At 46.7% G+C, this 23,764-nt stretch carries 21 protein-coding genes, 1 tRNA gene and 1 pseudogene; 18 read left to right on the top strand and 5 right to left on the bottom strand.

The features are described from left to right. Positions 1-79 precede the first annotated feature (79 nt). Positions 80-152 (bottom strand) — tRNA-Phe (locus ACP2WE_RS04395). A gap of 168 nt (positions 153-320) precedes the next feature. Continuing rightward, positions 321-1,574 (bottom strand): DUF4912 domain-containing protein, encoded by a 1,254-nt coding sequence (locus ACP2WE_RS04390; RefSeq protein ID WP_425214377.1) that lies wholly within the window; start codon positions 1,572-1,574, stop codon positions 321-323. A 396-nt stretch (positions 1,575-1,970) separates the two neighbouring features. Here ACP2WE_RS04390 and ACP2WE_RS04385 point away from each other — a divergent pair, with 396 nt between their 5' ends. Continuing rightward, positions 1,971-2,465 (top strand): photosystem II protein Psb27, encoded by a 495-nt coding sequence (locus tag ACP2WE_RS04385; protein ID WP_425214376.1) that lies wholly within the window; start codon positions 1,971-1,973, stop codon positions 2,463-2,465. A 178-nt stretch (positions 2,466-2,643) separates the two neighbouring features. Then, positions 2,644-3,945, top strand: coding sequence for a sensor histidine kinase (locus ACP2WE_RS04380; RefSeq protein ID WP_425214375.1), 1,302 nt, complete (start codon positions 2,644-2,646; stop codon positions 3,943-3,945). Between the two features lie 94 nt (positions 3,946-4,039). Here ACP2WE_RS04380 and ACP2WE_RS04375 read toward each other — a convergent pair whose 3' ends face one another. Then, a complete protein-coding gene (locus tag ACP2WE_RS04375; protein ID WP_425214374.1) occupies positions 4,040-4,471 on the bottom strand; it encodes an NUDIX domain-containing protein in 432 nt (143 codons plus the stop codon). 505 nt (positions 4,472-4,976) lie between these two features. On the opposite strand from ACP2WE_RS04375, the gene ACP2WE_RS04370 reads away from it, so the two are divergent. The 16 genes and pseudogenes from ACP2WE_RS04370 to ACP2WE_RS04295 all read left to right on the top strand — a co-directional run bounded on the left by ACP2WE_RS04370 (position 4,977) and on the right by ACP2WE_RS04295 (position 20,877). Further along, on the top strand, positions 4,977-5,774 hold the full coding sequence (locus tag ACP2WE_RS04370) for a response regulator transcription factor (protein WP_425214468.1): 798 nt from the start codon (positions 4,977-4,979) through the stop codon (positions 5,772-5,774). 160 nt (positions 5,775-5,934) lie between these two features. Further along, on the top strand, positions 5,935-6,528 hold the full coding sequence (ureG, locus tag ACP2WE_RS04365; RefSeq protein ID WP_425214373.1) for an urease accessory protein UreG: 594 nt from the start codon (positions 5,935-5,937) through the stop codon (positions 6,526-6,528). A gap of 287 nt (positions 6,529-6,815) precedes the next feature. Then, positions 6,816-8,150, top strand: a complete 1,335-nt coding sequence (gene urtA, locus ACP2WE_RS04360) for an urea ABC transporter substrate-binding protein (protein ID WP_425214372.1) — start codon at positions 6,816-6,818, stop codon at positions 8,148-8,150. Between the two features lie 120 nt (positions 8,151-8,270). Beyond that, complete coding sequence (gene urtB / locus ACP2WE_RS04355) at positions 8,271-9,440, top strand: urea ABC transporter permease subunit UrtB (RefSeq protein ID WP_425214371.1); 1,170 nt, start codon at positions 8,271-8,273, stop codon at positions 9,438-9,440. A 61-nt stretch (positions 9,441-9,501) separates the two neighbouring features. Then, the gene (gene urtC / locus ACP2WE_RS04350; protein ID WP_425214370.1) at positions 9,502-10,680 is read left to right on the top strand and encodes an urea ABC transporter permease subunit UrtC; all 1,179 of its coding nucleotides are present in this window, start codon (positions 9,502-9,504) and stop codon (positions 10,678-10,680) included. Then, a complete protein-coding gene (gene urtD / locus ACP2WE_RS04345; RefSeq protein WP_330483083.1) occupies positions 10,655-11,419 on the top strand; it encodes an urea ABC transporter ATP-binding protein UrtD in 765 nt (254 codons plus the stop codon). Before urtC ends, urtD begins: the two co-directional genes overlap by 26 nt. Positions 11,420-11,476: 57 nt before the next feature. Then, positions 11,477-12,241, top strand: coding sequence for an urea ABC transporter ATP-binding subunit UrtE (urtE, locus tag ACP2WE_RS04340; protein WP_330483084.1), 765 nt, complete (start codon positions 11,477-11,479; stop codon positions 12,239-12,241). A 16-nt stretch (positions 12,242-12,257) separates the two neighbouring features. Beyond that, positions 12,258-13,103 carry an urease accessory protein UreD gene (locus ACP2WE_RS04335; RefSeq protein WP_425214369.1) on the top strand — a complete coding sequence of 282 codons (846 nt, stop codon included), beginning with the start codon at positions 12,258-12,260 and terminating at the stop codon, positions 13,101-13,103. A gap of 175 nt (positions 13,104-13,278) precedes the next feature. Next, entirely contained in the window at positions 13,279-13,581 is a 303-nt protein-coding gene (ureA, locus tag ACP2WE_RS04330; RefSeq protein WP_425214368.1) for an urease subunit gamma, read from the top strand. A gap of 27 nt (positions 13,582-13,608) precedes the next feature. Continuing rightward, positions 13,609-14,211 (top strand): Uma2 family endonuclease, encoded by a 603-nt coding sequence (locus tag ACP2WE_RS04325; RefSeq protein ID WP_425214367.1) that lies wholly within the window; start codon positions 13,609-13,611, stop codon positions 14,209-14,211. Positions 14,212-14,249: 38 nt separating this feature from the next. Beyond that, positions 14,250-14,618, top strand: coding sequence for an urease subunit beta (locus tag ACP2WE_RS04320; RefSeq protein ID WP_425214366.1), 369 nt, complete (start codon positions 14,250-14,252; stop codon positions 14,616-14,618). A 65-nt stretch (positions 14,619-14,683) separates the two neighbouring features. Continuing rightward, positions 14,684-15,145, top strand: a complete 462-nt coding sequence (locus ACP2WE_RS04315) for a DUF29 domain-containing protein (protein ID WP_425214365.1) — start codon at positions 14,684-14,686, stop codon at positions 15,143-15,145. A 162-nt stretch (positions 15,146-15,307) separates the two neighbouring features. Continuing rightward, positions 15,308-17,020, top strand: a complete 1,713-nt coding sequence (gene ureC / locus ACP2WE_RS04310; protein ID WP_425214364.1) for an urease subunit alpha — start codon at positions 15,308-15,310, stop codon at positions 17,018-17,020. 129 nt (positions 17,021-17,149) lie between these two features. Continuing rightward, complete coding sequence (gene dacB, locus ACP2WE_RS04305; protein ID WP_425214363.1) at positions 17,150-18,622, top strand: D-alanyl-D-alanine carboxypeptidase/D-alanyl-D-alanine endopeptidase; 1,473 nt, start codon at positions 17,150-17,152, stop codon at positions 18,620-18,622. Positions 18,623-18,746: 124 nt separating this feature from the next. Beyond that, a pseudogene (locus ACP2WE_RS04300) lies at positions 18,747-19,259 on the top strand (Uma2 family endonuclease); the annotation flags it as partial. Positions 19,260-19,335: 76 nt separating this feature from the next. Continuing rightward, the gene (locus tag ACP2WE_RS04295) at positions 19,336-20,877 is read left to right on the top strand and encodes a phosphomannomutase/phosphoglucomutase (protein WP_425214467.1); all 1,542 of its coding nucleotides are present in this window, start codon (positions 19,336-19,338) and stop codon (positions 20,875-20,877) included. A 25-nt stretch (positions 20,878-20,902) separates the two neighbouring features. On the opposite strand, the gene ACP2WE_RS04290 is transcribed toward ACP2WE_RS04295, so the two are convergent. Together ACP2WE_RS04290 and ACP2WE_RS04285 are read right to left on the bottom strand one after the other, a co-directional pair. Continuing rightward, positions 20,903-22,546 (bottom strand): ArnT family glycosyltransferase, encoded by a 1,644-nt coding sequence (locus tag ACP2WE_RS04290; protein WP_425214362.1) that lies wholly within the window; start codon positions 22,544-22,546, stop codon positions 20,903-20,905. 29 nt (positions 22,547-22,575) lie between these two features. Further along, positions 22,576-23,706, bottom strand: coding sequence for a geranylgeranyl reductase family protein (locus ACP2WE_RS04285; protein ID WP_425214361.1), 1,131 nt, complete (start codon positions 23,704-23,706; stop codon positions 22,576-22,578). Between the last annotated feature and the right edge of the window lie 58 nt (positions 23,707-23,764).

The raw sequence follows: 23,764 nt of genomic DNA, 5'->3' as shown, positions 1-23,764 counted from the left end.
GCATCAAAGGTCCCACCTAAAAAATGCAAGATAGATAGTTGTTGGATTCACAACTGTTTGTCTATTAATTTTAAAAATATGCCAGGAACGAGACTTGAACTCGTGACACGTGGATTTTCAGTCCACTGCTCTACCAACTGAGCTATCCCGGCGTTTTTTGCGCTTTATGAATATAGCACTTACAAATGAACTTCATCAAGTGCAATTTAAGGAATTTTCAAAGTTTTTTTTGAGGAGGCAAATTTATTGCCAATAAAAAACTCCACCCATAGAAATCTTAGAAACTAGAGGTGGAGTAAACCTATTGTCAAAACAGAGGTCTAGCTAATCCATTCAGGAATTGCTTCTTCTTTGGTATTTGTCCGACGCTCTAGAGTTTGGCGCTCAAACTTGAGGTGAATCGAACGATTTTGCTCGCCATCGGCAGCTACTGCAAAGATCGGATAGTCAACAATGCCATCTTGGAAGGACATGTGGTGGCGGAAAGTACCATCGGGGCTGAGTTTAATTGGACGACCGCCGATCGTAACATTCGCATCAGGCTCAGTTGCGCCATAGACGATCAGCTCAGCATCAGCAACAAGCCAGAACTGACGGGGACGAGAGGATATGGAGCCAGAGAACAAGCCAGCGCCTGACATCCCGATACCTGAATAGTTAATGCCTGAAGCACTGAGCGCACCTGCTGCCAACAAGCCTGCCCCAGATGGGAAGACATGGGAGCTGAGAGATTCGATACCAGCACCAGACATTTGCATGGAGCCATATAAAGAACCTGCAACTCGCTGGGCTTCAACGCTGCGAGCCATGTTAAAGATTTCGTCGTAGAGGGCATCGCCAACACTTGGGCTTTGTGTGACTTCGACCTTTTTGCGACTAGGAGGTACAAGGGTAAACAGGGTTTGACCGTTGAGGTTCTTTTCCCAAGGTACGGTAATAAAATGATCTTCTACCCAGTCGGAAGGATAGGTCGGGGGAATATGAACGTTTGCCGAACGCGCAAGGGTTAGCCAACGACCATCGGCACAACGGTATCCGATCTCAACGACATAGTCGCGATCGCTAATGGGGATAGGCAAATACCATTCTCTTGCCAGTTCGTCACAGTGATATTCTTGGACGTTGTTGGGCGCTTGGGTATTGATGTCAATGTCGGTGACATCGTATAAACGCAGGGCGAGCTGTTGACCGCCTTGATGTCTGAGATTTTCTTTGGCTGAGTTAGGGATGTCCCAATAAACATATCCCCACTGAGGGTCGCGAGGCATGATCACAATGCGACTCTCACCATAGCCTTGTGGGAGATCGCCTAGGGGTTCATCGACCGCAGATAGAGCTGCCGAGGTTGGTTCTTCGCTTCCTAAATCAAATTTTGTTGCTTCCACGATTTCTTTGATCTCCGAGTTACTGTTTAATCTATTTGGGACAACATTTGCTGCCATCATTGCAACTTGAATAGCAGAAAGTAGTTGAGATTTCCGCATACGGCTATAGCGAGAAATTTCAAACTCGGCAGCCACCTTGCGTAACTGTCGCAAGGTCATTTCTTCTAAAGGGGGACGCTCTTTTGCCATGTAAGTTTTACCTCCGGTTATTACTCTAGATCCCCATGCAGAGAAGCTCTGCAACACAACGACTCATAGCTTGAATGTGTTTTGGGATCAATATTGGTTCAAGGCGTTTTTTAAGTCCACAATTCTTATTGTTGCCAAACAATGCTTCGCTGGTCAACTTTTGCGCAGCTTATTTTGAGGCTTATCGCGGCTCACCGAGTATGCAAACAAGCATAAATACTTAGTCGAAACCCAGTTTTGATCGAGGTTTCATCTAAAAATCTATGGGGATCGATGCGGGATCAAAAATGTCAGGGGATCGTAACATTTTGATCCCGCTTACCTTTCTGAAGATAGAAAGGGGATTGTCCCAAAAGCCATAAAATTGTCTTTAAAGACAGATAACAAAATTGATTCATGAAAGAGAAATATACTCAGCTAGTTTCGAAATCACTACAGTGCTTACTGATGGTGACCCTTGTGTTAGTGACTAGTCTGATTGGATATGGCAATACACAAGACGCGATCGCGGCAGGTTTGTTTACCAAAAAAGTTGACATCACAAACCGCGAACTCATAGAACGCGTCAATGCTGGGATGACTGGCAATTATGTTGAAGACTCCAAGTTGCTCGTGGCTAGCCTACGCAATGCTGTGACTTTGCCACCCGATGCTCAAGACAAAGATAAGATCCAGACTGAGGCTCACTATAAGATCAACGCTTATTCTTCTCGCTATCGTGCCGATGCCGAGAAAAATAGCCTTTATTCGTTCACAACACTGAGGACTGCGCTCAATGCGGTTGCCACTTATTACAACGGTACTAGCCGACGATCTGTGCCCCAAAAAGTACGCGATCGCGTCTTAGTTGAGCTCGATCGTGTTGATACTGCCTTAAGTGAAGGTCGATAAAACAGGCATTTGATTTTCATTAAGCCCCTCTATAACTCTCCCAGATTTATGGGTCAGTTATAGGGGGGCTTCTTTAGCTTTTTCGGTCTCCTGATTTTGATAATCTTGGGGTTGGTTGGGAGTATTATTAGGTACGAAAAACATGAAAAGTCGGTAAGCCGAGTTTGGGGTAGCACAATTGTCAGCAACAATTTATGAAGTGCTGCTTGATAGTGAGTTTGTTGAAGAGCTCCACCAAACCAGTGCTAGAGAGTTTTGGTATCGATTTGTAGCAGTTATCTGGCAGTTCTCCTCTAGAGAGCCGCTTAAAGGTTTGCTATTTACCCATAGTCCCTATGTATTACTAGATCGGCAATCAGAAGACTTACACACTTGGGTATTCACGACCAGTGATTCTTCGTTATTGCATGCTGGCACATTGCCGATCGCCCATACCCAAATTATCAAGCTTTCTAAAGACGATCCGCTTAAGACTGAGTGGTTATGTCTTTTGCTGACTGAAACCCTGAGTGTGATTGCTTTGGCATCCGATCGCAGTCAAAGCTGTTTGATCTCTATGCATCCTCAACCGATTCATCAAGCGATCGCTGTGCTCAGACAACGCATCACCCATTCCGATCAACTTGCCCTATTAGAATCTCAACTCAAGCAGTTTCCACCTAAACTGCCTCCGTATCAGGTAATGTCGAGATTTGGGGCTTTGCTACTGGCACAATCGGTCAACCAAGAACTACCGATTCCTGAAATTCAAGAAGTTGACATCATTAAGGCAATTACCCACGAGGTGCGAACGCCCCTAACCACGATTCGCACTCTGGTTCGTTCTTTAATGCGGCGTAAAGATGCTACGGCTGATATTAAGCGGCGGTTAGAGCAGATCAATGCTGAATGTACGGAGCAAATAGAACGGTTCAATCTAATTTTTGAAGCGGCTGAGTTAGCTGCTTACCCAATTCCTTTAGAAGCAACTTTTATTCAGGAATTGTTAGAAACTCAGATCTCACGTTGGCAAGAGCAAGCAAGTCGCAGACAAGTTAAGTTCGAAGCCAATTTACCGACTTATATTCCTGCGATTTTGAGTAACGCGAAACTACTACAGCAGGTACTCAACGGTTTGGTCGATCGCTTAATTCGGAGTTTTCCGCCTGGTAGTCAGATTCAAATGTATGTGACCGTAGCGGGCGAACACTTAAAGTTTCAGTTTTTATCGTTACCCGAACATGCTGAGAATCGCAAGTCGGTTCGGCAAAATTCACCATTACTTTCGCCGTTACTTTCGCCGCTACTCAAAGCGGTTGGGCAATGGCTGATGCTACAGCCTGAAACGGGAACCTTGAGCTTAAGCCTACCGATTACGAAGACAATTTTGCAGGCTCTGGGCGGAAAATTAACCGTGAAGCTTCATCCCACCAGTGCCTCTTATGATGGCGAAATTCTCACAATTTTTCTGCCCTTTTATCATGCTGAAGAATTATCCTAGTAGTCCACGATTAGTTGAGGGTATAAGGAATCTATAAAGTTTTTTGGGTGTGTTTTTTGAAGGGTGAAAACCTTCAAAAATTCTTGATAGAACACTAGCTCAAACTTGGGCGGATACCATAAAGCCGATAGCGCCAATAGTCTCGTAAAATTTGCTCGTGGTCAAAGCATAGGGGAGTTGGCATTTCCCACGCATGAAATAAGCCTAGATTTTTGGCATCATCATCGGCTTTGGGTTCGCCTTTTGCCTCTGCTAGAAACACCGCACTAATCGTATGTTGACGGCGATCGCGGTTGGGGTCAGAATAAAAATGAAATTGACTGATTAACGCAATCTCAAGCCCAGTTTCTTCCTTGGCTTCGCGCTTTGCGGCAGTTTCTAGACTCTCGCCATAGTCAACAAATCCACCTGGAATTGCCCATCCGTGCGGGGGATTTCGCCGTTCGATCAGTACAATGGGTATGTAGGGGCGATCGACCATAGCAATGATGATATCTACGGTGGGGGCAGGATTACGATAGTTCACTAATTAAATGATTTGAGATTCAATGATTTGCGCTGTGGCTCCACTGAGTACACGTATGTTGAGCGGAACCGCAACCAACAGGTGCTATATCAAATTTAATTGAAATTGTGACGGATAGAAATTTGTGTTTCGCCTAGCGTGCAGACTTTTTTGTAAAAGTGTTATTCATTGCAAGGATTAATTATTAGATGATTACCCGTGAATAGTAGCAATGACTTGGGTAGTGACAGCTACAAAAATCCGATTTGGGCTAAGCTATCATGCTGAATTATGTTTACGAACTTCTCTTTAATAAGTTAGTTGATTTGCAATCCGATCGAGAGCAAAAAACTCTAAGAAAAAAATTAACCTCACAAGGGCTTGGAAGTATGGCAAACCACTAAAACCTAGTCATAGTTTTTAGTTTGGCTATTCGCTCATTACTCACATCTGAGCCTTAGCAATCTACTGATTTAACTTAACTATAAATTTGAGCTAAACCTCAAACTTGGCAGGAGCGTGTATTTTGATCCCGATTAGTATTCAAATTGTCGAGGGTAATCCCAATCTTGCTTCACTTTTAGGTTGGCATTTGCAACAAGTGGGCTACTCTGTAATTCAAACTGCGGGTTTACCACAAGCAAAACTAGTATTTCAAAAGCAACAGCCCAGCTTGATCGTCTTAAGCTCAGATTTGCCCGATGGGGATGGTATCGAACTTTGTCGTTGGATGTTCAAACAAAAAAAAGCACTTATTTTTATGATTTCATCCCGTCCTGCTGAAACGGACGTAGTGATTGGTCTAAAAGCGGGAGCCGACGACTATTTGGCTAAACCCTTTGGGATTCAAGAGTTTTTGGCGAGAGTAGAAGCCCTAACTCGGCGAATTCGACAGGTGGCACCTCCAGCTTATTTGGACTATGGCAATCTTAAAATTGACCTCGTGCAGCGACAGGTAAGGCTCAAGGGGATAGCGATTGACTTAACGCCGCAGGAATTTAGTTTGCTGTATGTATTGGCACAAGCCGAAGGTGCGGCGATTAGTCGGGCTGAACTTTTACAGAGAGCTTGGCCTGATGAAATTAATAATCCTCGTACGGTGGATACGCATATTTTGTCTCTTCGCAAAAAGATTGAACTCGATCCGCAGCAACCCAATCTAATTCAAACGGTACGGAATGTTGGCTATCGCTTTAATACAGAGGCTTTGATGCGATCGCCTGTTCGTAGCAATCTAAACCCAACCGCAGCCAGTCCCAATGCTACAAACTCTAATCCTAATCTTGCGTCGCAAGTTCCTAGTCGCGTGTTTGCCAAGTACTAAGCCGATCGCTGTTCGTGCATCCCCTTCTAGGTAGCAAAATCCGATCGCCATTCACCCTAAAAAAAGCGAACCTTACTTTTAACGATCGCTGACTCGATCTTGCGAACTGACTCATTGCTAGACTTACAGCATAAAACTCTACAACAACCTAATAACGTCTATGTCTGCTTTTCGTGTCGGCATTGCAGGTCCTGTGGGTTCGGGAAAAACCGCCCTCGTTGACGCCCTTTGTAAAACCATGCGGCAACATTTCAATCTTGCTGTAGTTACCAACGATATTTATACCCAAGAAGACGCTCAATTTTTGGTGCGCAGTCAGGCACTAGAGCGCGATCGCATTGTCGGAGTTGAGACGGGTGGCTGTCCGCATACGGCAATCAGGGAAGACGCTTCGATGAATTTAGCAGCGATCGACCAACTAGAGCATCGTTGGCAAGATCTCGATCTGGTGTTTGTGGAAAGTGGAGGGGATAACCTTGCCTCTACCTTTAGCCCCGAACTTGTGGACTTGACGATCTATGTGATTGATGTTGCCGCAGGGGATAAGATTCCGCGCAAGGGTGGACCTGGAATTACAAAATCCGATCTGTTGGTGATTAATAAAATCGATCTGGCTCCCTATGTCGGTGCTGATTTGGGAGTAATGGAAAGGGATACGAAAAAGATGCGTGGTGAAAAACCTTTTATTTTCACAAACCTAAAAACACAGGTTGGTTTGCCTGAGGTCACCCAGTTTATTAGCCGCAATATGTGATGAACTCAGCAAATTTGTAAATTGTACCCATAGTTCCAGTAATAACTCACCCTTATTAAGGCGCTTTTACAAAGGATTGTATCCTGTGATACCACTGACCAAGTAAGCCTATATCAGGATTAGTGTGGATTTAGCTATGTTAAGTCAAAGTTAAGTCAGTGTTTTTCTCGTGAGGAGTGATGATACGTCATGCAAAGCGATCGCACGAGAATTCGTTCTTTTTGGCATTTTAAATCTATGCTCAGAACCTATATTCTCAATCAGTCTTATGGAGGCGCTAACCTTTAATGAACAGTAAATTTAATCGTCGCAAATTCCTGCTGTACGGATCGGCAGCAATGGGTAGCAGTATGCTGATCAAGGCTTGTGCGCCTTCGACCCCTACTCCTACAGCCTCCGCAACTTCTGCTCCAGCAACTACAGCACCAACTACGGCTGCGGCAACTACTGCGCCTTCTGGTGGCTCGATCAAAGTGGGGATTTTACACTCCCTTAGCGGCACGATGGCAATCAGTGAAAAGAGTGTCGTAGATGCTGAAAATCTAGCGATCGAAGAAATCAACAAAGCAGGTGGTGTTTTAGGTAAGCAAATCGTTGCAGTTCAAGAAGATGGTGCTTCTGATTGGCCCACCTTTGCTGAAAAAGCGACCAAGTTGATCGATCAAGATAAGGTCGTCACGGTATTCGGTTGCTGGACTTCCGCCAGTCGTAAAGCAGTACTGCCTGTGTTTGAAGGCAAAAAGCACCAACTCTGGTATCCCGTTCAGTATGAAGGACAAGAATGTTCTCTGAACGTCTTCTATACGGGTGCTGCTCCTAACCAACAAATCGAGCCTTCCGTAGAATGGCTGTTAAAAAATAAAGGAAAAGAATTTTTCCTCGTTGGCTCTGACTATGTGTTCCCTCGTACAGCCAATACCATTATCAAGGCTCAACTAGAAGCTTCTGGTGGTAAGGTTGTGGGCGAAGATTATCTTCCTCTTGGTAGCACGGAAGTTACCCCGATCATCACCAAGATCAAGCAAGCTCTTCCCAATGGTGGCGTAATTTACAACACCATGAACGGCGACACCAACGTGGCTTTCTTTAAGCAATTGCAAGGTGCAGGCTTGACTCCTGACAAATATCCTTCGATGTCAGTCAGTATTGCGGAAGAAGAAATCAAAGCGATCGGTAAAGAGTTCCTTAAGGGGCACTATGCCGCTTGGAACTATTTCCAAACCGTTGATTCCCCTGCTAGCAAGAAATTTGTGGAAGCATTTAAGGCTAAGTTTGGTGCGGATCGTGTGGTTAATGACCCCATGGAATGCGCCTATGTCATGGTTTATCTGTGGAAGCAAGCTGTAGAAAAAGCGAAGAGCACTGATATTGAAGCAGTTCGCGCTGCTGCCTACGGACAGACCTTTGATGCTCCTGGTGGTAAGTACACGCTCAATTCCAACCATCACCTCACCAAGTTCGTCCGAATTGGTGAAGTTGCGGATGATGGTCTGTTTAAGATTGTGTTTGAAACCAAGGAAGCCGTTGTACCAGTGCCATGGAACCAGTTTGTTGCTGATACCAAGGGCTATGCCTGTGACTGGTCTGATAAGGCTAAGGGCGGTAAGTACAAAAAAGCCTAAGTAGAAGCAAATCAACATGTAGGGGCAATCCCCCCGTGGTTGCCCTAGATTTCACGGGCAGGCACAGGGGCGCTGCCCCTACAAGAATTTTTGATGACTATAACTAATCAGTAAAGGTAAATGCTCGACGTATTGCTGAGATTACTGGATGGCGTATTTAACGGAGTCAGTACTGGCTCCGTTTTATTACTAGCAGCTTTAGGGCTGGCAATTGTATTTGGCTTGATGGGCGTGATCAACATGGCGCATGGCGAGTTGATGATGCTAGGTGCATACACCACCTATCTTGTCCAAAATGGATTTAAGCTTTTGGGAGATCCTTGGCAGGATTTTTATGTTTTTGCGGCTTTGATTGCGGCATTCCTTGTCACTGCTTTTGTGGGTTTTCTGTTGGAGCGCGGGGTCATTCGCTTTCTCTATGGACGACCTTTAGAAACGCTATTAGCAACTTGGGGTGTGAGCCTAATCTTGCAACAGTTTGTCCGTAGTGTGAACTGGGTGTTTCTTGCAGGCATCCTTATATTTTGTGGTCTGTTTTTTGGGAGTATGTGGGTTTTACAAAAACGCACAAATTGGCAGGTTATACGGAACTGGGCGATCGCGGCCTTATTACCCCTATCTGCCGCAATCTCCTTTAGCGTTGGCGCATTTTTAGCTCAAACCTACAAACTCACTGCGACAAAACCTTGGTTTGGCGCGCAGGGTGTGGATGTGACTGCACCGAAATGGTTGCGCGGTGGCTTACCGATTGGCAATATTCAACTGCCTTATACACGCGTGTTTATCATCGTGCTGACGATCGCCTGTGTGATTGGCATTTATCTGTTTTTGCAGCGATCGCCTTGGGGTTTGCGCATTCGGGCCGTGACCCAAAACCGCAGCATGAGTTCCTGTTTGGGGATTCCCACCCAGACCGTTGATTCGCTCACGTTTGCGCTCGGCTCAGGGCTGGCAGGAATTGCAGGGTGTGCCGTCAGTTTCTTAGGTTCGGTCAGTTCCAATACAGGACAAAACTATATTGTCGATACCTTTATGGTGGTTGTCGTTGGTGGTGTTGGCAAACTAATCGGTGCCATTGTGGCGGCGCTAGTTCTGGGCACAACCAACTATCTGGTGGGTTCGGGCACGTTAGTGGCGTTGGTCGCTCCGATCAAGCCCCTTGCTGATTTCTTCACTTTCTTTTCTTCAACCAGCATGGCACGGGTGATGTTATTTGCCCTGATTGTGGCTTTCTTGCAATTCCGTCCTGCGGGTCTGTTTCCCCAAAAGGGACGCACGGTTGATGCTTAGTAAATCACTACATGTTTGAACTGCTAACAGCTTCTCAAAAACTGATAACTGAATAAATGAAATGACAGCAATTGAAGTGCAGAAAAAACAGGGACAGATTAAGCGATCGCTTCTGATTGAGGCAGCCATCGTAATTGGAATTGCGCTATTGCTGATCTTTGTTGTCCCCCTCCTATTGGTTGCGATCGGGCAGGGATTTCGCGTCGAGCTACTGGGGCGCTTTTTGGCTCTAGCGATCGTGGCACTCGGCATCGATTTAATCTGGGGCTATACAGGTATGCTCAGTTTGGGGCATGGTGTATTTTTTGGATTGGGTGGCTATGCCTTTGCCATGTACTTAAAATTGCAAATTCCTCCCGACGCCACCTCAAAACTTCCCTCTTTTATGCCCCTTTATGGCGTTACCGAACTCCCTTGGATTTGGCAACCCTTTAATTCTTTCCCATTTACGATTCTTGCGATTATTCTAATTCCCGCGATCGTGGGAGCCCTGTTTGGCTTTTTGGTGTTTCGCAATCGCATTCGCGGTGTCTATTTTTCGATTTTGACCCAGGCGACCACGATTATCTTTTACAACATCTTTAACGGACAACAAAAGCTCATCAATGGTACAAATGGATTAACCGATTTCCAGACAATTTTTGGTGCGACCGTAAATGCCCCAGAAACGAGACGGGTTTTTTATATCCTCACGATCGTATTTCTGGCTTTAGCCTACGCACTCTGTCGTTGGTTGACGAGTGGAAAGTTTGGACGCTTACTAATTGCGATTCGAGATGACGAACCGCGCGTGCGGTTCACGGGCTACGATCCGACAGGGTTTAAGGTTTTGGTGTTTGCGATTTCCGCTGCCCTAGCGGGGATTGGAGGTGCGCTCTATACACCGCAAACAGGCATTATTTCGCCCAATAACTCCATGAATATTGCCTTTTCGATTGAGATGGTGATTTGGGTGGCAGTGGGCGGTCGGGCGAGTTTGTCGGGGGCAATTCTTGGCGCAGTTCTAGTCAACTTTGCCAAGAGCATCTTGAGCGAACAGTTTTCAGAAATATGGCTATTCTTTCAGGGTGCGATGTTTCTGCTTGTGGTTATGGTGCTTCCCGATGGCTTGGTCGGTTGGGCGCGCACGCAAGGCGTACAGATCGTTAAAACCCTATTCTTTGGTCGCAAAGTAGTTCCCTATCCTAGTCTTGAAGAAGATCCAGAGGTACAGTATGAACGCAAGAATCTTGGAGATTGAGGATTTAACCGTTAGTTTTGACGGGTTTAAAGCACTCAACAATCTCAATTTCAGTATGGATGAAGGCGAGTTACGGGTAATTATTGGTCCGAATGGCGCAGGGAAAACGACCTTTTTAGATGTCATCACAGGGAAGGTCAAGCCAACGATTGGACAGGTGAGATTTAAAGGGAGAAATCTGCGATCGATGTCAGAACATCAGATCGCACGGTTTGGCGTGGGGCGTAAGTTCCAAACTCCCAGAGTCTATCTCAATCTCACCCCAAGGGAAAACCTAGAACTTGCCTGTAATCGCAATAAGGGTGTTTTTTCAACCCTGCTCGGTCGGTCGTCGGTGACGGAGCGGCGCACGGTCTCAGGTTTGCTGGAAACTATCGGCTTGGTAGCAAAGCCAGACATTCAAGCGGGACTCCTCTCGCATGGTGAAAAGCAGTGGCTAGAAATTGGTATGCTCGTGGCGCAAGCCCCCGATCTATTGCTGGTAGATGAACCCGTTGCAGGTCTAACTGACGAAGAAACGGAACAGACAGGAGAGCTACTGATTTCTCTAGCCCAAGAACATTCGATTATCGTGATCGAGCATGACATGGAATTTGTGCGGCAAATCTCGCGTAAAGTGACGGTGCTGCACGAGGGCAGTGTTTTGTACGAAGGCACAATTGAAGAAGTCCAGAACGATCCTCGCGTGATTGAGGTCTATCTAGGTCAACAGCAAGAAGAAGTCCATGAGGCAGCATAATTAATTCTCCCCGCCCCAAAATCCTCAAGCCTATTCAACCCTTAACATCAAACCAAGATGAATCAAATGGAAGATGCGATCGCTCAGGATCTGACCAGCGCACAACCGTTACTAGAGATTACCGATCTCGATGTTTACTATGGAGAAAGTCACATTCTTCGTAGCGTCGATATGGGTGTAGCAGCGGGTAAGATGGTGTGCTTGATTGGTCGAAATGGTGTGGGCAAAACCACAATGCTCAAAACAATTATGGGGCTACTCAAACCCCGCAAAGGCAAGGTTAAATTTACAGGGGTGAATGTTACGGGTCTGTCCCCCGATCGCCGCGCTAGGATGGGAATTGGCTATGTGCCCCAAGGACGCGAAGTAATTCCCCGCCTCACGGTGAAAGAGAACCTAATCCTAGGCTTAGAAGCCAGAGATAAATCCCAGAAGCCGACAGTTGCTTCGCTGCAAGACGATCTGGAGGAAGTCTACGAGCTATTTCCCGTGCTCAAGTCGATGCTCTGGCGTTTGGGCGGCGATCTCAGCGGCGGTCAGCAGCAACAACTCGCGATTGCGCGGGCTTTGATGGGCAAACCCAAATTACTCGTTCTAGACGAACCCACAGAAGGGATTCAGCCTTCGATCATTCTAGAAATTGAAGCGGCGGTGCGTCGGATCGTACAAACGACAGGTGTGGGTGTGCTTCTGGTCGAGCAGCATCTACATTTTGTCCGTCAAGCTGATTGGTACTACGCCATGCAAAAGGGGGGCATTGTTGCCTCTGGGGCGACCAGCGAACTCAGTAACGATGTGATTCAGAAATTCTTAGCTGTATGAAGATCGATACTGCCCTATGAGTGTTTCTGGTTGGCATGGCAAATTAGAACTAGCGTTCGCATTGCAGGATGGCGCAACCCTCATGACTCACAGCCAAGGAACTGCCCCACTCAAGATTCAACGTCCCTTTTATCCCGAAGGTGCAGAAGTCTGTCATGGGGTGATTTTGCATACCGCAGGGGGCATTGTTGGCGGCGATCGCCTGCGGATCGATCTTCAAGTTGCGCCCTCAGCCCATGCATTGATTACGACGGCAGCAGCCAGCAAGATCTATCGCTCCAACGGTCAAGAAGCAGAACAAACCATCCAAATTTCTGTCGGTGAAGGGGCTTGCCTAGAGTGGCTGCCCCAAGAAGCGATCGCCTTTGCGTCAGCGATTTATCGGCAAAATTTGAAAATTGAATTAGCCCCTGGTGCGACTTGGCTGGGTTGGGAGGTTACAAGGTTTGGACGCAGTGCCAGCGGGGAAAGGTTTACAGAAGGGACTTGGCGATCGCATACAGAGGTTTGGCAACAGGGAAAACCCCTTTGGATCGATCGGCAATGGCTGGAAGGAGATCGCACCATTCTCGATAGCCCCCACGGTTTAAATGGCTGCGCCGTTGTTGGTAGTTTTGCGCTGGTCGGTCAACCTGCCACGCCTGAGATTGTTGAAAAAATCCGTAGATTGTGGACAGAGGGGCAATCCGCAGGAAAATATAATGGAGAGGCAGGCGTGAGCCGCCTCATCTCTGGTTTGCTTTGTCGCTATCGAGGTAACTCAAACTCAGAAGTGCGAAGCTGGTTTAGAGATGTGTGGCAACTTTTGCGTTTATCCTATATGCAGCGATCGGCGTGCTTACCCAGAGTTTGGCAGATGTGAAAGACCATGTACACAAGTCGGACTTACCCCCTTTAATTCCCCCTTGTAAAGGGGGAAGATCGGAAATCTAGTTCCCTCCCTTTTACAAGGGGAGGGCTAGGGAGCGGTAATTGGGGTTGGAGAGAGGTCAAATCCCAAGGCTTTTAATGTTAAGAAATCGAAATAGGAATCATCCATGCAACTAACTCCCCAAGAAAAAGATAAATTACTGATTTTTACAGCGGCGCTGTTAGCGGAACGGCGCAAAGCCAAGGGGTTAAAGCTAAATTATCCCGAAGCGATCGCTTTGATCACCGCAGAAATTTTAGAAGGCGCGAGAGAAGGCCGCACGGTGGCAGAGTTAATGTCCTATGGTGCAACGCTGCTCAAACGAGAGGATGTGATGGAAGGAATTCCCGAAATGATCCATGAGGTACAGGTGGAAGCTACTTTTCCCGATGGCACAAAACTCGTAACGGTACATAACCCAATTCAGTAGATTGAATTCCTTAGATGGAGGTTCGCTATGATTGCAACTGTAAAGCCCAAATTAACTTTCGAGCAGTTTCTTGAAGTTTGTCCAGAGCAAGGACGTTATGAGTTGGTGAATGGAGAACTAGTTGAGATGCCTGCAACAAGAAATCATGATGATATTGCAGAATTGCTAGATCGATATTTCTATGATGAAGTAAAAAGAACGGGTCTAAAGTATGTGGTAAAACGAGCAATTCCAATCAGAACCTTAAGTCATGATGGGATTGAACAGGGAAGAATACCTGATGTCATCGCGATCGATCGCGATGACTGGCGAGCCAATCGTTCGGATTATGCGGCGTTGCGATCGCCAATTCAGTTAGCCGTAGAAGTCGTTTCAACCAATTGGGATGATGACTACATTGACAAGTTAGATGAATATCAGCGCATGGGCATTCATGAATATTGGATTGTCGATTACTTAGCCTTAGGAGGCAGAGAATATCTTGGTAAACCAAAGCTTCCGACCATATTCGTGTATGTATTAGATGACAAGGGTGAATATCAACGTTCGATGTTTAGAGGGAATGATGCGATCGCGTCAAGTACCTTCCCAGAGCTACAACTGACTGCCGAGCAGATTTTAAAAGCCTAATTGAAATAACAGATAGAAATCCAAAAAGGTAAAAAACTATGATTCCGGGTGAAATGTTTATCCAAGAGGGAGAAATCGAACTGAATGCCGATCGCCCTACGGTGAGCTTAAAGGTGGCAAATACAGGCGATCGCCCCATTCAAGTTGGTTCTCATTATCATTTCTTTGAAGTGAATGCAGCTTTGGCATTTGAGCGATCGCAAGCACGCGGCATGCGGCTGGATATTCCTGCAGGAACTGCGGTGCGCTTTGAACCTGGTGACGATCGCGAAGTCACCTTAGTAGCCTTAGTCGGTAGTCGCGAAGTGTATGGGTTCAATGCTCTGATCGAAGGGAAACTCGATAGCACCCCAGAACGCGAATCAGAAGAGAAATCTAAAAAGGGAAAAGGCAAAAAGAAAAAATGATTTACTAGCAATCATCGCAGGGGAATTTCCCCTATAGGTTTCGCTAAATCTCCATTGCAAAATTTATGGTTACTACTCCTACTGAACTCAATATTCCTACAACGCTCTACGATCTCGACTATTGTCTATGGGTTGAGCGCACGATTCAGCTTTTGCGCGAAGGCAAATTTTCCGATGTGGATATTCCCAATCTTTTGGAAGAACTGGATGACATGAGTGGCAGTCAAAGAGATGCTCTAGAAAGCAATTTGGCAATTATTTTGATGCACTTGTTGAAGTACGCCTACCAAAAGGAACGCCGCTCAAATAGCTGGCGTTATACGCTCGTCGAACATCGTCAAAGGATAGAAAGAGCTTTTCGCCGTAGCCCTAGCCTCAAGCGATATTATCAGGAGGTTTTTGAAGATTGTTATAAAAATGCTCGCCAACTTGCTGCCGCAGAAACTGGCTTAGAAATTAGTGTTTTCCCTGAAATATGCCCATTTACACAGGAACAAGCGCTTAGTACGGGATTTTTGCCTGAATAGCCCACTAGATTCGTAAAAAAATGAACATACAGAGAGATTAAGATCCCCGACTTTTTGTATGACTATCACTATTAATCTGGATTGAAAAGAAAAAGTCGGGGATCTGTGCATTAAGTTTTTGAATATCCTTCAGAATAGAAACCCTTAGCAGAGAAGAATCCCATGAGTTATAGAATGAATCGCCGCGCTTACGCAGAAACCTTTGGTCCTACCGTAGGCGATCGCATCCGTCTTGCGGATACTGAAATTATCATCGAAGTGGAACAGGACTACACCACCTACGGCGATGAAGTGAAGTTTGGCGGTGGTAAGGTGATTCGGGATGGCATGGGACAATCGCCAATTACGAATGCGGACGGTGCAGTGGATACCGTGATTACCAACGCCCTCATTCTCGACTGGTGGGGCATTGTCAAAGCCGATGTCGGCATTAAAGATGGCAAGATCGCCGCGATTGGCAAGGCGGGGAATCCCTATATTCAGGATAACGTCAATATCATTATCGGTGCGGGTACGGAAGCGATCGCAGGCGAAGGCATGATTCTCACCGCAGGTGGCATCGATACCCATATTCACTTTATTTGTCCGCAACAGATCGAAGTCGCGATCGCCTCTGGCGTAACGACAATGATTGGTGGTGGCACAGGCCCCGCCGCAGGTACGAATGCCACCACCTGCACCCCCGGTCCTTGGCATATGTACCGCATGTTGCAAGCTGCCGATGCCTTTCCAATGAATCTAGGCTTTTTAGGGAAAGGGAATAGCAGCAAACCTGAAGGTTTGGTCGAGCAGGTCGAAGCAGGGGCAATGGGACTAAAGCTCCATGAAGATTGGGGAACCACTCCCGCCGCGATCGATAACTGTCTGAGCGTTGCCGATGACTACGATGTTCAAGTTGCCATCCATACAGACACCTTGAACGAAGCAGGATTTGTCGAAGATACCATTCGCGCCTTTAAAAATCGCGTCATTCATACCTATCATACGGAAGGTGCGGGTGGCGGACATGCTCCTGACATCATCAAGGTCTGCGGTGAAGCGAACGTACTTCCCTCTTCCACCAATCCCACTCGTCCTTATACCCTAAATACGCTGGACGAACATCTCGATATGCTAATGGTCTGTCACCACCTCGATCCTAGCATTCCTGAAGATGTTGCCTTTGCCGAGTCCCGCATTCGGCGCGAAACGATCGAGGCTGAAGATATCCTGCACGATCTGGGCGCATTCAGTATGATTTCTTCAGATTCTCAAGCGATGGGAAGAGTTGGAGAGGTGATTATTCGCACTTGGCAAACCGCCCATAAAATGAAGGTGCAGCGCGGCGTGCTGACCTCCACGCAGGAATCCAAAGCGGATAATTTTCGCGCCAAACGTTATATTGCCAAATACACGATCAACCCCGCGATCGCGCATGGAATTGCTGCCCATGTCGGTTCCATTGAAGTCGGGAAACTGGCGGATCTGTGCCTGTGGCGACCTGCCTTCTTTGGCGTTAAACCAGAAACAGTGCTGAAAGGCGGCGCGATCGCTTGGGCGCAAATGGGGGATGCCAATGCCAGTATTCCCACGCCTCAGCCCGTACATATGCGCCCCATGTTTGCCAGCTACGGCGGAGCAATCAATCACACTTCTCTAACGTTTGTTTCTCAAGCAGCTTTAGCGAAGGGAATTCCACAACAATTGAATTTGAAGAAGACTGCGATCGCGGTGTCGGGAACGCGCAAGATCTCGAAGCGAGATATGAAATTGAACGATGCCATGCCCCGCATGGAGGTCGATCCTGAAACCTATGAGGTGAGAGCTGATGGAGAATTGTTGACCTGCGAACCCGCAACGGTTTTGCCGATGGCTCAACGCTATTTCTTGTTTTAGGTTTCCTTGTAAGGGCGAAGACCTCCATGAGGGCGAAGCATTCGCATAATCATCTCCATGCTAAATGCAAAATATAAATACGCGAATGCTTCGCCCCTACAATTAATTTTGCAAAATATAAATACGCGAATGCTTCGTCCCTACGTCAGAAAAATACTTCATTGTTTGGTAATTCCGATCGCTATTTTGGCGATCGCGGAAAAATCCTATGCGGCAACTTCAGGGGTTTGTGCCAGTCAGCTCAAAGCAGAGGTGAATAAAATTGCCCAAGATCCCAAACTACAGTTCTCGCGCTTAGGCGTGTTTGCCCAAACCTTAACGCCATCCTCTCAAATTTCGATCGATCTGGATGGCGATCGCTACTTTATCCCCGCCTCAAACGCCAAACTGTTAACTACTGCGGCGGCGTTGAAGTTACTAGGAGGGGATTATCGCATTACCACTTCCCTGATGTCCGATCAACATCCCAATGCTAATGGGGAAATTGCGGGGGACTTATGGCTGATCGGTCGCGGCGATCCGAGTTTTCGATCTGAAACCAGCTTAAAGTTGCTAGTGAAACAGTTAGCAGATAGAGGCATCAAACGCATTCGTGGCAAGATTAGAACCCTGTCTTCGCTCCAAGGTTCTGGTATTGGAGATCGTTGGGAATGGCAAGATCTACAGGAATATTACGGTGCGATCGCTTCTGCTTTCACGATTGATGAGAATGCACTCCTCTGGACGATTTCGCCCACACAGGTTGGAAAGCCCGTACAATTTCAATGGGAACAACCCCAATTAGCGAATAGTTGGATTGTGGAAAACCAGGCTACCACAGGTTCCACCAATCGCGAAAGCTCTTTGCAAGTCGAACGTCCCTTTGGACAAAGGCGATTAATGATTCGGGGGCAGCTTGCTCAAGATGCCGAACCTGAGTTGGGTGGCGTCGCATTGCCCGATCCTGAAGCGCAGTTTTTGATACTTTTGCGAATGGAGTTAGCGAATCAAGGCATTCAGATTGATTCTAATTCTAATTCTTCCCTAAATCCGAATAACTCGCAGCCCAAGGTGGAATTGGCAAGAGTTCTATCACCACCTCTAAGATCGCTGCTGCAAACCACCAATAAAGACAGCAATAATCTCTATGCCGAACTCTTACTGCGAATTCTAGGAAGCCGTACCCATGAAGTCGAGAATGACGATCTGAACGCGGGTATTCTAATCGCTACGAAGTTCCTCAAATCCATCGGTTTGAGCGATCGCAGTTTCCTTCTTGTCGATGGTTCTGGCTTGTCGCGCAGCAACCTAATAACGCCGAGAGCGATGGTTCTGTTACTAAAAGTCATGGCAAGCGATCGCGATTTCCGCAATTCCCTCTCAGTAGCTGGGGTAGATGGTACGCTTACCAACCGTTTTAAAGACACCCCCGCCGCAGGGATTTTGCAAGGGAAAACGGGCACGATGTCGGGTGTTATCGCCCTATCAGGCTATGTGAAGCCCAGTGGCTATGATGAAATTGCTTTTACAATTTTTATCAATAATGGAAATTTGCCAACCCGCGAATTACGCCCCTTTATCGATGCGATCGCCTTACTCCTAGCGAATCTTAAATCCTGCTAGTTGGAGAGATCGGGCGCATTACATCCTCTTTGGATAGCACTGGAATTTTAAGGATTGCAATTCTTCTGATTTTTGTTCTTGCTAGAACGGTATAATAGAACACTCAAAATTTAGCAAATTCCGACTCGGCATGGAACAAACTGGGTCTCACGAAACCGTGAGTGGTAAGCTGGCAACTAAAATAGGCATTACTCTTACTGCGCTCGAACAGCCTTGGTTTATTCCTCGTACCTGTCTGATCCGACCTTGTACTGAAAGCGATCTGATGCTATGTCCCGATATTGTGGTGCTGGATGAAACCATGCTACTGCACGAACCTTTATGGGAAAGGGAACCTACGATTACTTTAGGACTATCGATCAAGTTAGTTGTGGAAGTTGTCGGTACGAACTGGGAAACGGATTATGCCCGAAAAGTTGAAGAATATGCGAAGTTAGGAATTCCAGAATATTGGATTGTCGATTATCTGGGAGTGGGTGGTGTGGTCTTTATTGGTAAACCCAAACAACCCACATTTACAGTTTGCCAACTGATGGGCGAAGATTATAACCAGAAGCAATACCGCATGGGTAAAGCGATCGCCTCTCCACTTTTGCCTGATTTTCAACTTTGCCTCGATGATATTCTGCCTCGATAAGGTATAAATAGAGGCTGATGAACTGGGTATTAGTTGGTTATATCAAAAGCGAACCTTAACGATCCAAAGAATTATGATGCAAGATTTTAACTGGAAAAAGCTCCAAAATGGCTCAGATATTCGCGGCATTGCCCTCGAAGGTGTTCCCGACGAGCAGGTTAACCTCACACCCGAAGTCGCCAGAATATTGGGGCAAGCCTTTGCGATCTGGCTAGGGCAAAAAGTTCATAAAAACACGACGGAATTAACGATTTCTGTGGGGCGTGACAGTCGCCTCTCTGGTCCAACTCTTATGCAGGCTGTGATGGATGGCATTACCTCTATCGGCAGTCAAGTGTATGACTTTGAGATGGCTTCGACTCCTGCCATGTTTATGAGTACGATTACCACAGGCTTTGATTGCGATGGTGCGATTATGCTCACGGCCAGTCATCTGCCCTTTAATCGCAACGGCTTAAAGTTTTTTACGGCTCAAGGTGGTTTAGAAAAGAAGGATATTAGCGATATTCTGACCCTAGCTGCAAAGGAAGATTTTGAACGCTCCGCAGCCCAAGGCAGGATTACCAAGCACGATTTCATTTCTGTATATGCTAACCAATTTGTCCAACATATTCGTGCTGCGGTGAATCATCCCGACAATTACGAACAGCCCCTGAAAGGATTGAGAATTATTGTCGATGCGGGCAATGGTGCGGGTGGATTCTATGCCGATCGCGTGTTAAAGCCGTTAGGAGCCGATACCACAGGGAGCCAGTTTTTAGAGCCCGATGGAACCTTCCCCAATCACGTACCAAATCCTGAAGATAAAGCGGCAATGGCATCCATTTGCCAAGCGGTAATTCATCACCAAGCTGATTTTGGCATTATTTTCGATACGGATGTCGATCGCAGTGCTGCCGTCGATCGCTCTGGCAACGAACTCAATCGCAATCGCTTAATCGCCCTAATTGCTGCGATCGTTTTGCAGGAACATCCAGGTTCCGCAATTGTAACGGATTCCATCACCTCGGATGGCTTGACTCAATTTATCGAGCAGGATTTACAAGGGGTGCATCATCGCTTTAAACGCGGCTATAAAAATGTAATTAACGAATCCATTCGCCTCAATCAAACTGGGCAGGAATCTTGGCTGGCAATTGAAACTTCTGGACATGCAGCCCTAAAAGAAAATTACTTCCTAGATGATGGTGCGTACTTGGTGAGCAAACTCTTAATCGAACTGGCAAAGTCAAAACTGGCGGGAAAATCCTTAACAGATTTAATCGCAAATTTAAAAGAACCCGTTGAGAGCGAAGAGTTTCGCATCAAAATCGGTGTGGAGGATTTCAAGTCCTATGGCGATCGCGCGATCGAGAAGCTCCAAGCATTTGCCTCAAGTCAGCCAGACTGGAAAATTGTCCCTAGCAATTATGAAGGCGTGCGGATCTCTTGCCCCTCCGCGATCGAAGATGGCTGGTTTCTCTTGCGTCTATCACTCCACGACCCTGTCATTCCCTTAAATATCGAATCTAATGTGAAAGGAGGTGTTGCCCGCATTGCCAACAGACTTTTAGGCTTTTTCCAAACCATAGAATCCCTTGATTTATCTTCCCTCCTACAGAGCAGGGACAAATCATGAATTGCTCCTGAGTCTGACCCGACGATTAATTGCCGTAAGGGCGTGGATAGGGACGAAGCATTTTGGTGGCGCGATAGACGTGAAATTTTTGCACGACTTCACCACCGCGTCGAATCGGAACCTCGCCAATTTTTTCGATCGCCTCAAAATAACTGCTGTACTTAGAAACGATGCTAGGCAGCAGTCCCACACTCTGTTCGATATATGGTTCTTGAAACAATTCCGCCGAAATATAGAGCGCATCTTTGCCGACCCAATCTTCAGCCTTTGACCAATAGCCAAAACCGCGCAAGTCCTGATCGAAACAGGCGATCGGTTTGTGACTAATCGGTTCGATCGCCATACCCACCTGTCCCGTCACAAAAAAGTTGTTGCTAAAGACAAAATCTGTCTTGGCGAGAGCAGCACTCAGTACAGGTGAATCTTTAAATCCCTGCCGCAACTGGGCAAGATCGATCATTTCGGTAGAAGGATCGTCCTTGGCTGCCCAAAATCCACCGAGAATGGCGCGATCGCCTCCTTTTTGAAAAATACCGCTATGGATATGCATCAAGGCAACCAACATGAGGGTTACGATTACCACACTCGAACCCCAGAGCCAATTCCTTATACGTTTGGGGTGCTGTAATTGCGCGATCGCTGCCTGTTGCCCCAAAATTAAAGTAGCGCCGTAAAATCCTGGCATATGCCAGGAGGGCAGGACTTGACGATAGCCACCCATAAGCGTGAATCCTAAAAATACGGGTAGCGATACTGCCAAGATCAGTAACTGCTTTTGCTGCATCGATTCTAAGTTAATCGAGCCATTGCGATAGTTAAACTTAGCTCTAGCGGTGGTAAAAATTTCTCCCACTACCTTGAGATTTGTCCACCAAAGTGGAAACCCAAACGTAGGGAAGAGATAGGCAACACCCACTAAAAAAGTAACCAGTAATCCTTCAAGGTTATACATCCCTGTTGGAATAGCGCGTGCGCCTTGAAAACGGAAAGATGCCCAGCTATGTTGGGTATTCCAAATGACGATCGGAGTAATTGCCAAGCCAAACAGTGCTAAGCCAGCGATCGCCCAAGGTGACGAGAAAGCAGGTCGGTGACGCTGACTGAGCGCACAAAATAAAACCAGTCCAAATCCTAATAAAAAGCCGTGATATTTCCCTAAACAAGCTAAACCCACAAGTAACCCAATCAGAGCTAGCCGATAGGTAGGTTTGTATCTAGGAATATCTTCAACAGAAGTACTGGGAAAAAACTCATAGGCAGCTACACATAAGGTCGCCGCCCAAAAAAACATCAGAGGGCTATCGGGCAGAGTTAAAAAGCCAAAAGCTACCTGAAAGATCGGAATAGCGGTGGCGATCGCGAGGGTAAGCGTAGCCGTGCGTTTGTCAAACAACTTAGCACTGGTGAAATAGAGAAACGCTAGCGTACCCGTATATAAAAGTACCGATCCAATCCGAATCGTAAATTGGGTAACGTCACCTGTAAGCCAGATGCCCAGACCCGTTACTAGGGCAACTAAGGGAGGGTGATCGAAATAGCTCCAGTCAGGATGAATTGTGTAGAGGTAGTAGTAAGCCTCATCATATCCCGTGTTCAAAAACGTAGCTGCCATCGTGCGGAAGGCAAGGCCCCAGACCAGTAGAGCGATCGCCCACTTATGCATATTCATCCTATAAATTTGTAACCAATACCTACAGCCTAACCCATTCCAGGAATCAGCCCTTTGGTTAGGTTTTTGATCGCAGAACCTGCCATATCGCGATAGCGAAGTTCACCGCAGAGGATCTGCCCCATCTTTCTGGTTGCCCCAGGACGTTTGATTGCCGTTTTATAAGCAAATCCCGGGACGCGATAGAAAATGCCTGAAATTCTCTGTGCCCAAGCCATATCAGCCCCCCATTCCTGTTGGACAGTATGGGTATAGTCTTTGAGCGCATCGGTGTCACCGCCTAAAGCCCGATCGATCGCTTTTGCGGCAAGCATGCCTGTATACAGAGAAGGTCTGATTCCTTCGGCTGTAAATGGATCGACCACAGCGGCAGACTCACCCGCTAAAACCGCATTTTGGGTATGTAGGGTTTGGTCGCCATCCCATAAACAGAGGGGATGGCCGTATTGTTTGACTTGACTAAAGTCCACACCAAAGGTCTGGGCATAGGCTGCCCCAATTTCTTTGAGGTTTTGCTTTTCACCACCAAAAAATGTACCCACGCCAATTGAATAGCCATCGGCTTTAGGGAAATTCCAGATATAGCCGTTGCTGACTGCCCCAAAATCAAAATGGGCTGCACTCATATCGTGATTGGTTGCGGGGGCTTCCACCTCTAAAGCTGCGCCCATGCGGCGTTTGCGCTCTTTAAAGCCTAGCCATTTTGCCATAGAGCCTTTAGCGCCATCAGCAGCGATTAAATATTTGGCTTCGAGGACTTCGTTTTCGGTTTTGACCAACCAGCGATCGCTTTTCCACTCAATGCCCGTAACGACTGTGCTGTCCCGCACCTCTGCCCCAAGCTTTTGAGCCTGTTGAATGATGTAATGGTCGAAAACATCACGCCGCACCATCCATACGGGTTCTTTGGCAGCTAGATCTACCAATTGCGGATCGCCTGACTGCCATGTATAGCGAATTTGCTTGACTGTAATTGAGATGGCGGGCGAAAAATCAAAATCAAACCATTCCTGCACGCTGGGAGAAACCCCACCCCCACAGGGTTTGTAACGGGGTAAGCTTTCTCTTTCCAGAACCAGTGTTGAGCGCCCTGTTTTCGCCAGATGATAAGCGGCTGCACCACCTGCTGGGCCTGCTCCGACAATTATGCAGTCGTACATAAGTAAAAATTTAGAATCTTTAAAGTAGTTATGGCTAAAGTCCTTTAAATTTTAACCT

Origin of the sequence: Tumidithrix helvetica PCC 7403 (assembly GCF_965232925.1) — a bacterium.
Lineage (GTDB): Bacteria > Cyanobacteriota > Cyanobacteriia > Pseudanabaenales > Pseudanabaenaceae > Tumidithrix > Tumidithrix helvetica.
Note: the sequence above shows the minus strand (reverse complement) of the source record. Positions and strands in the feature narration are given on the sequence as shown.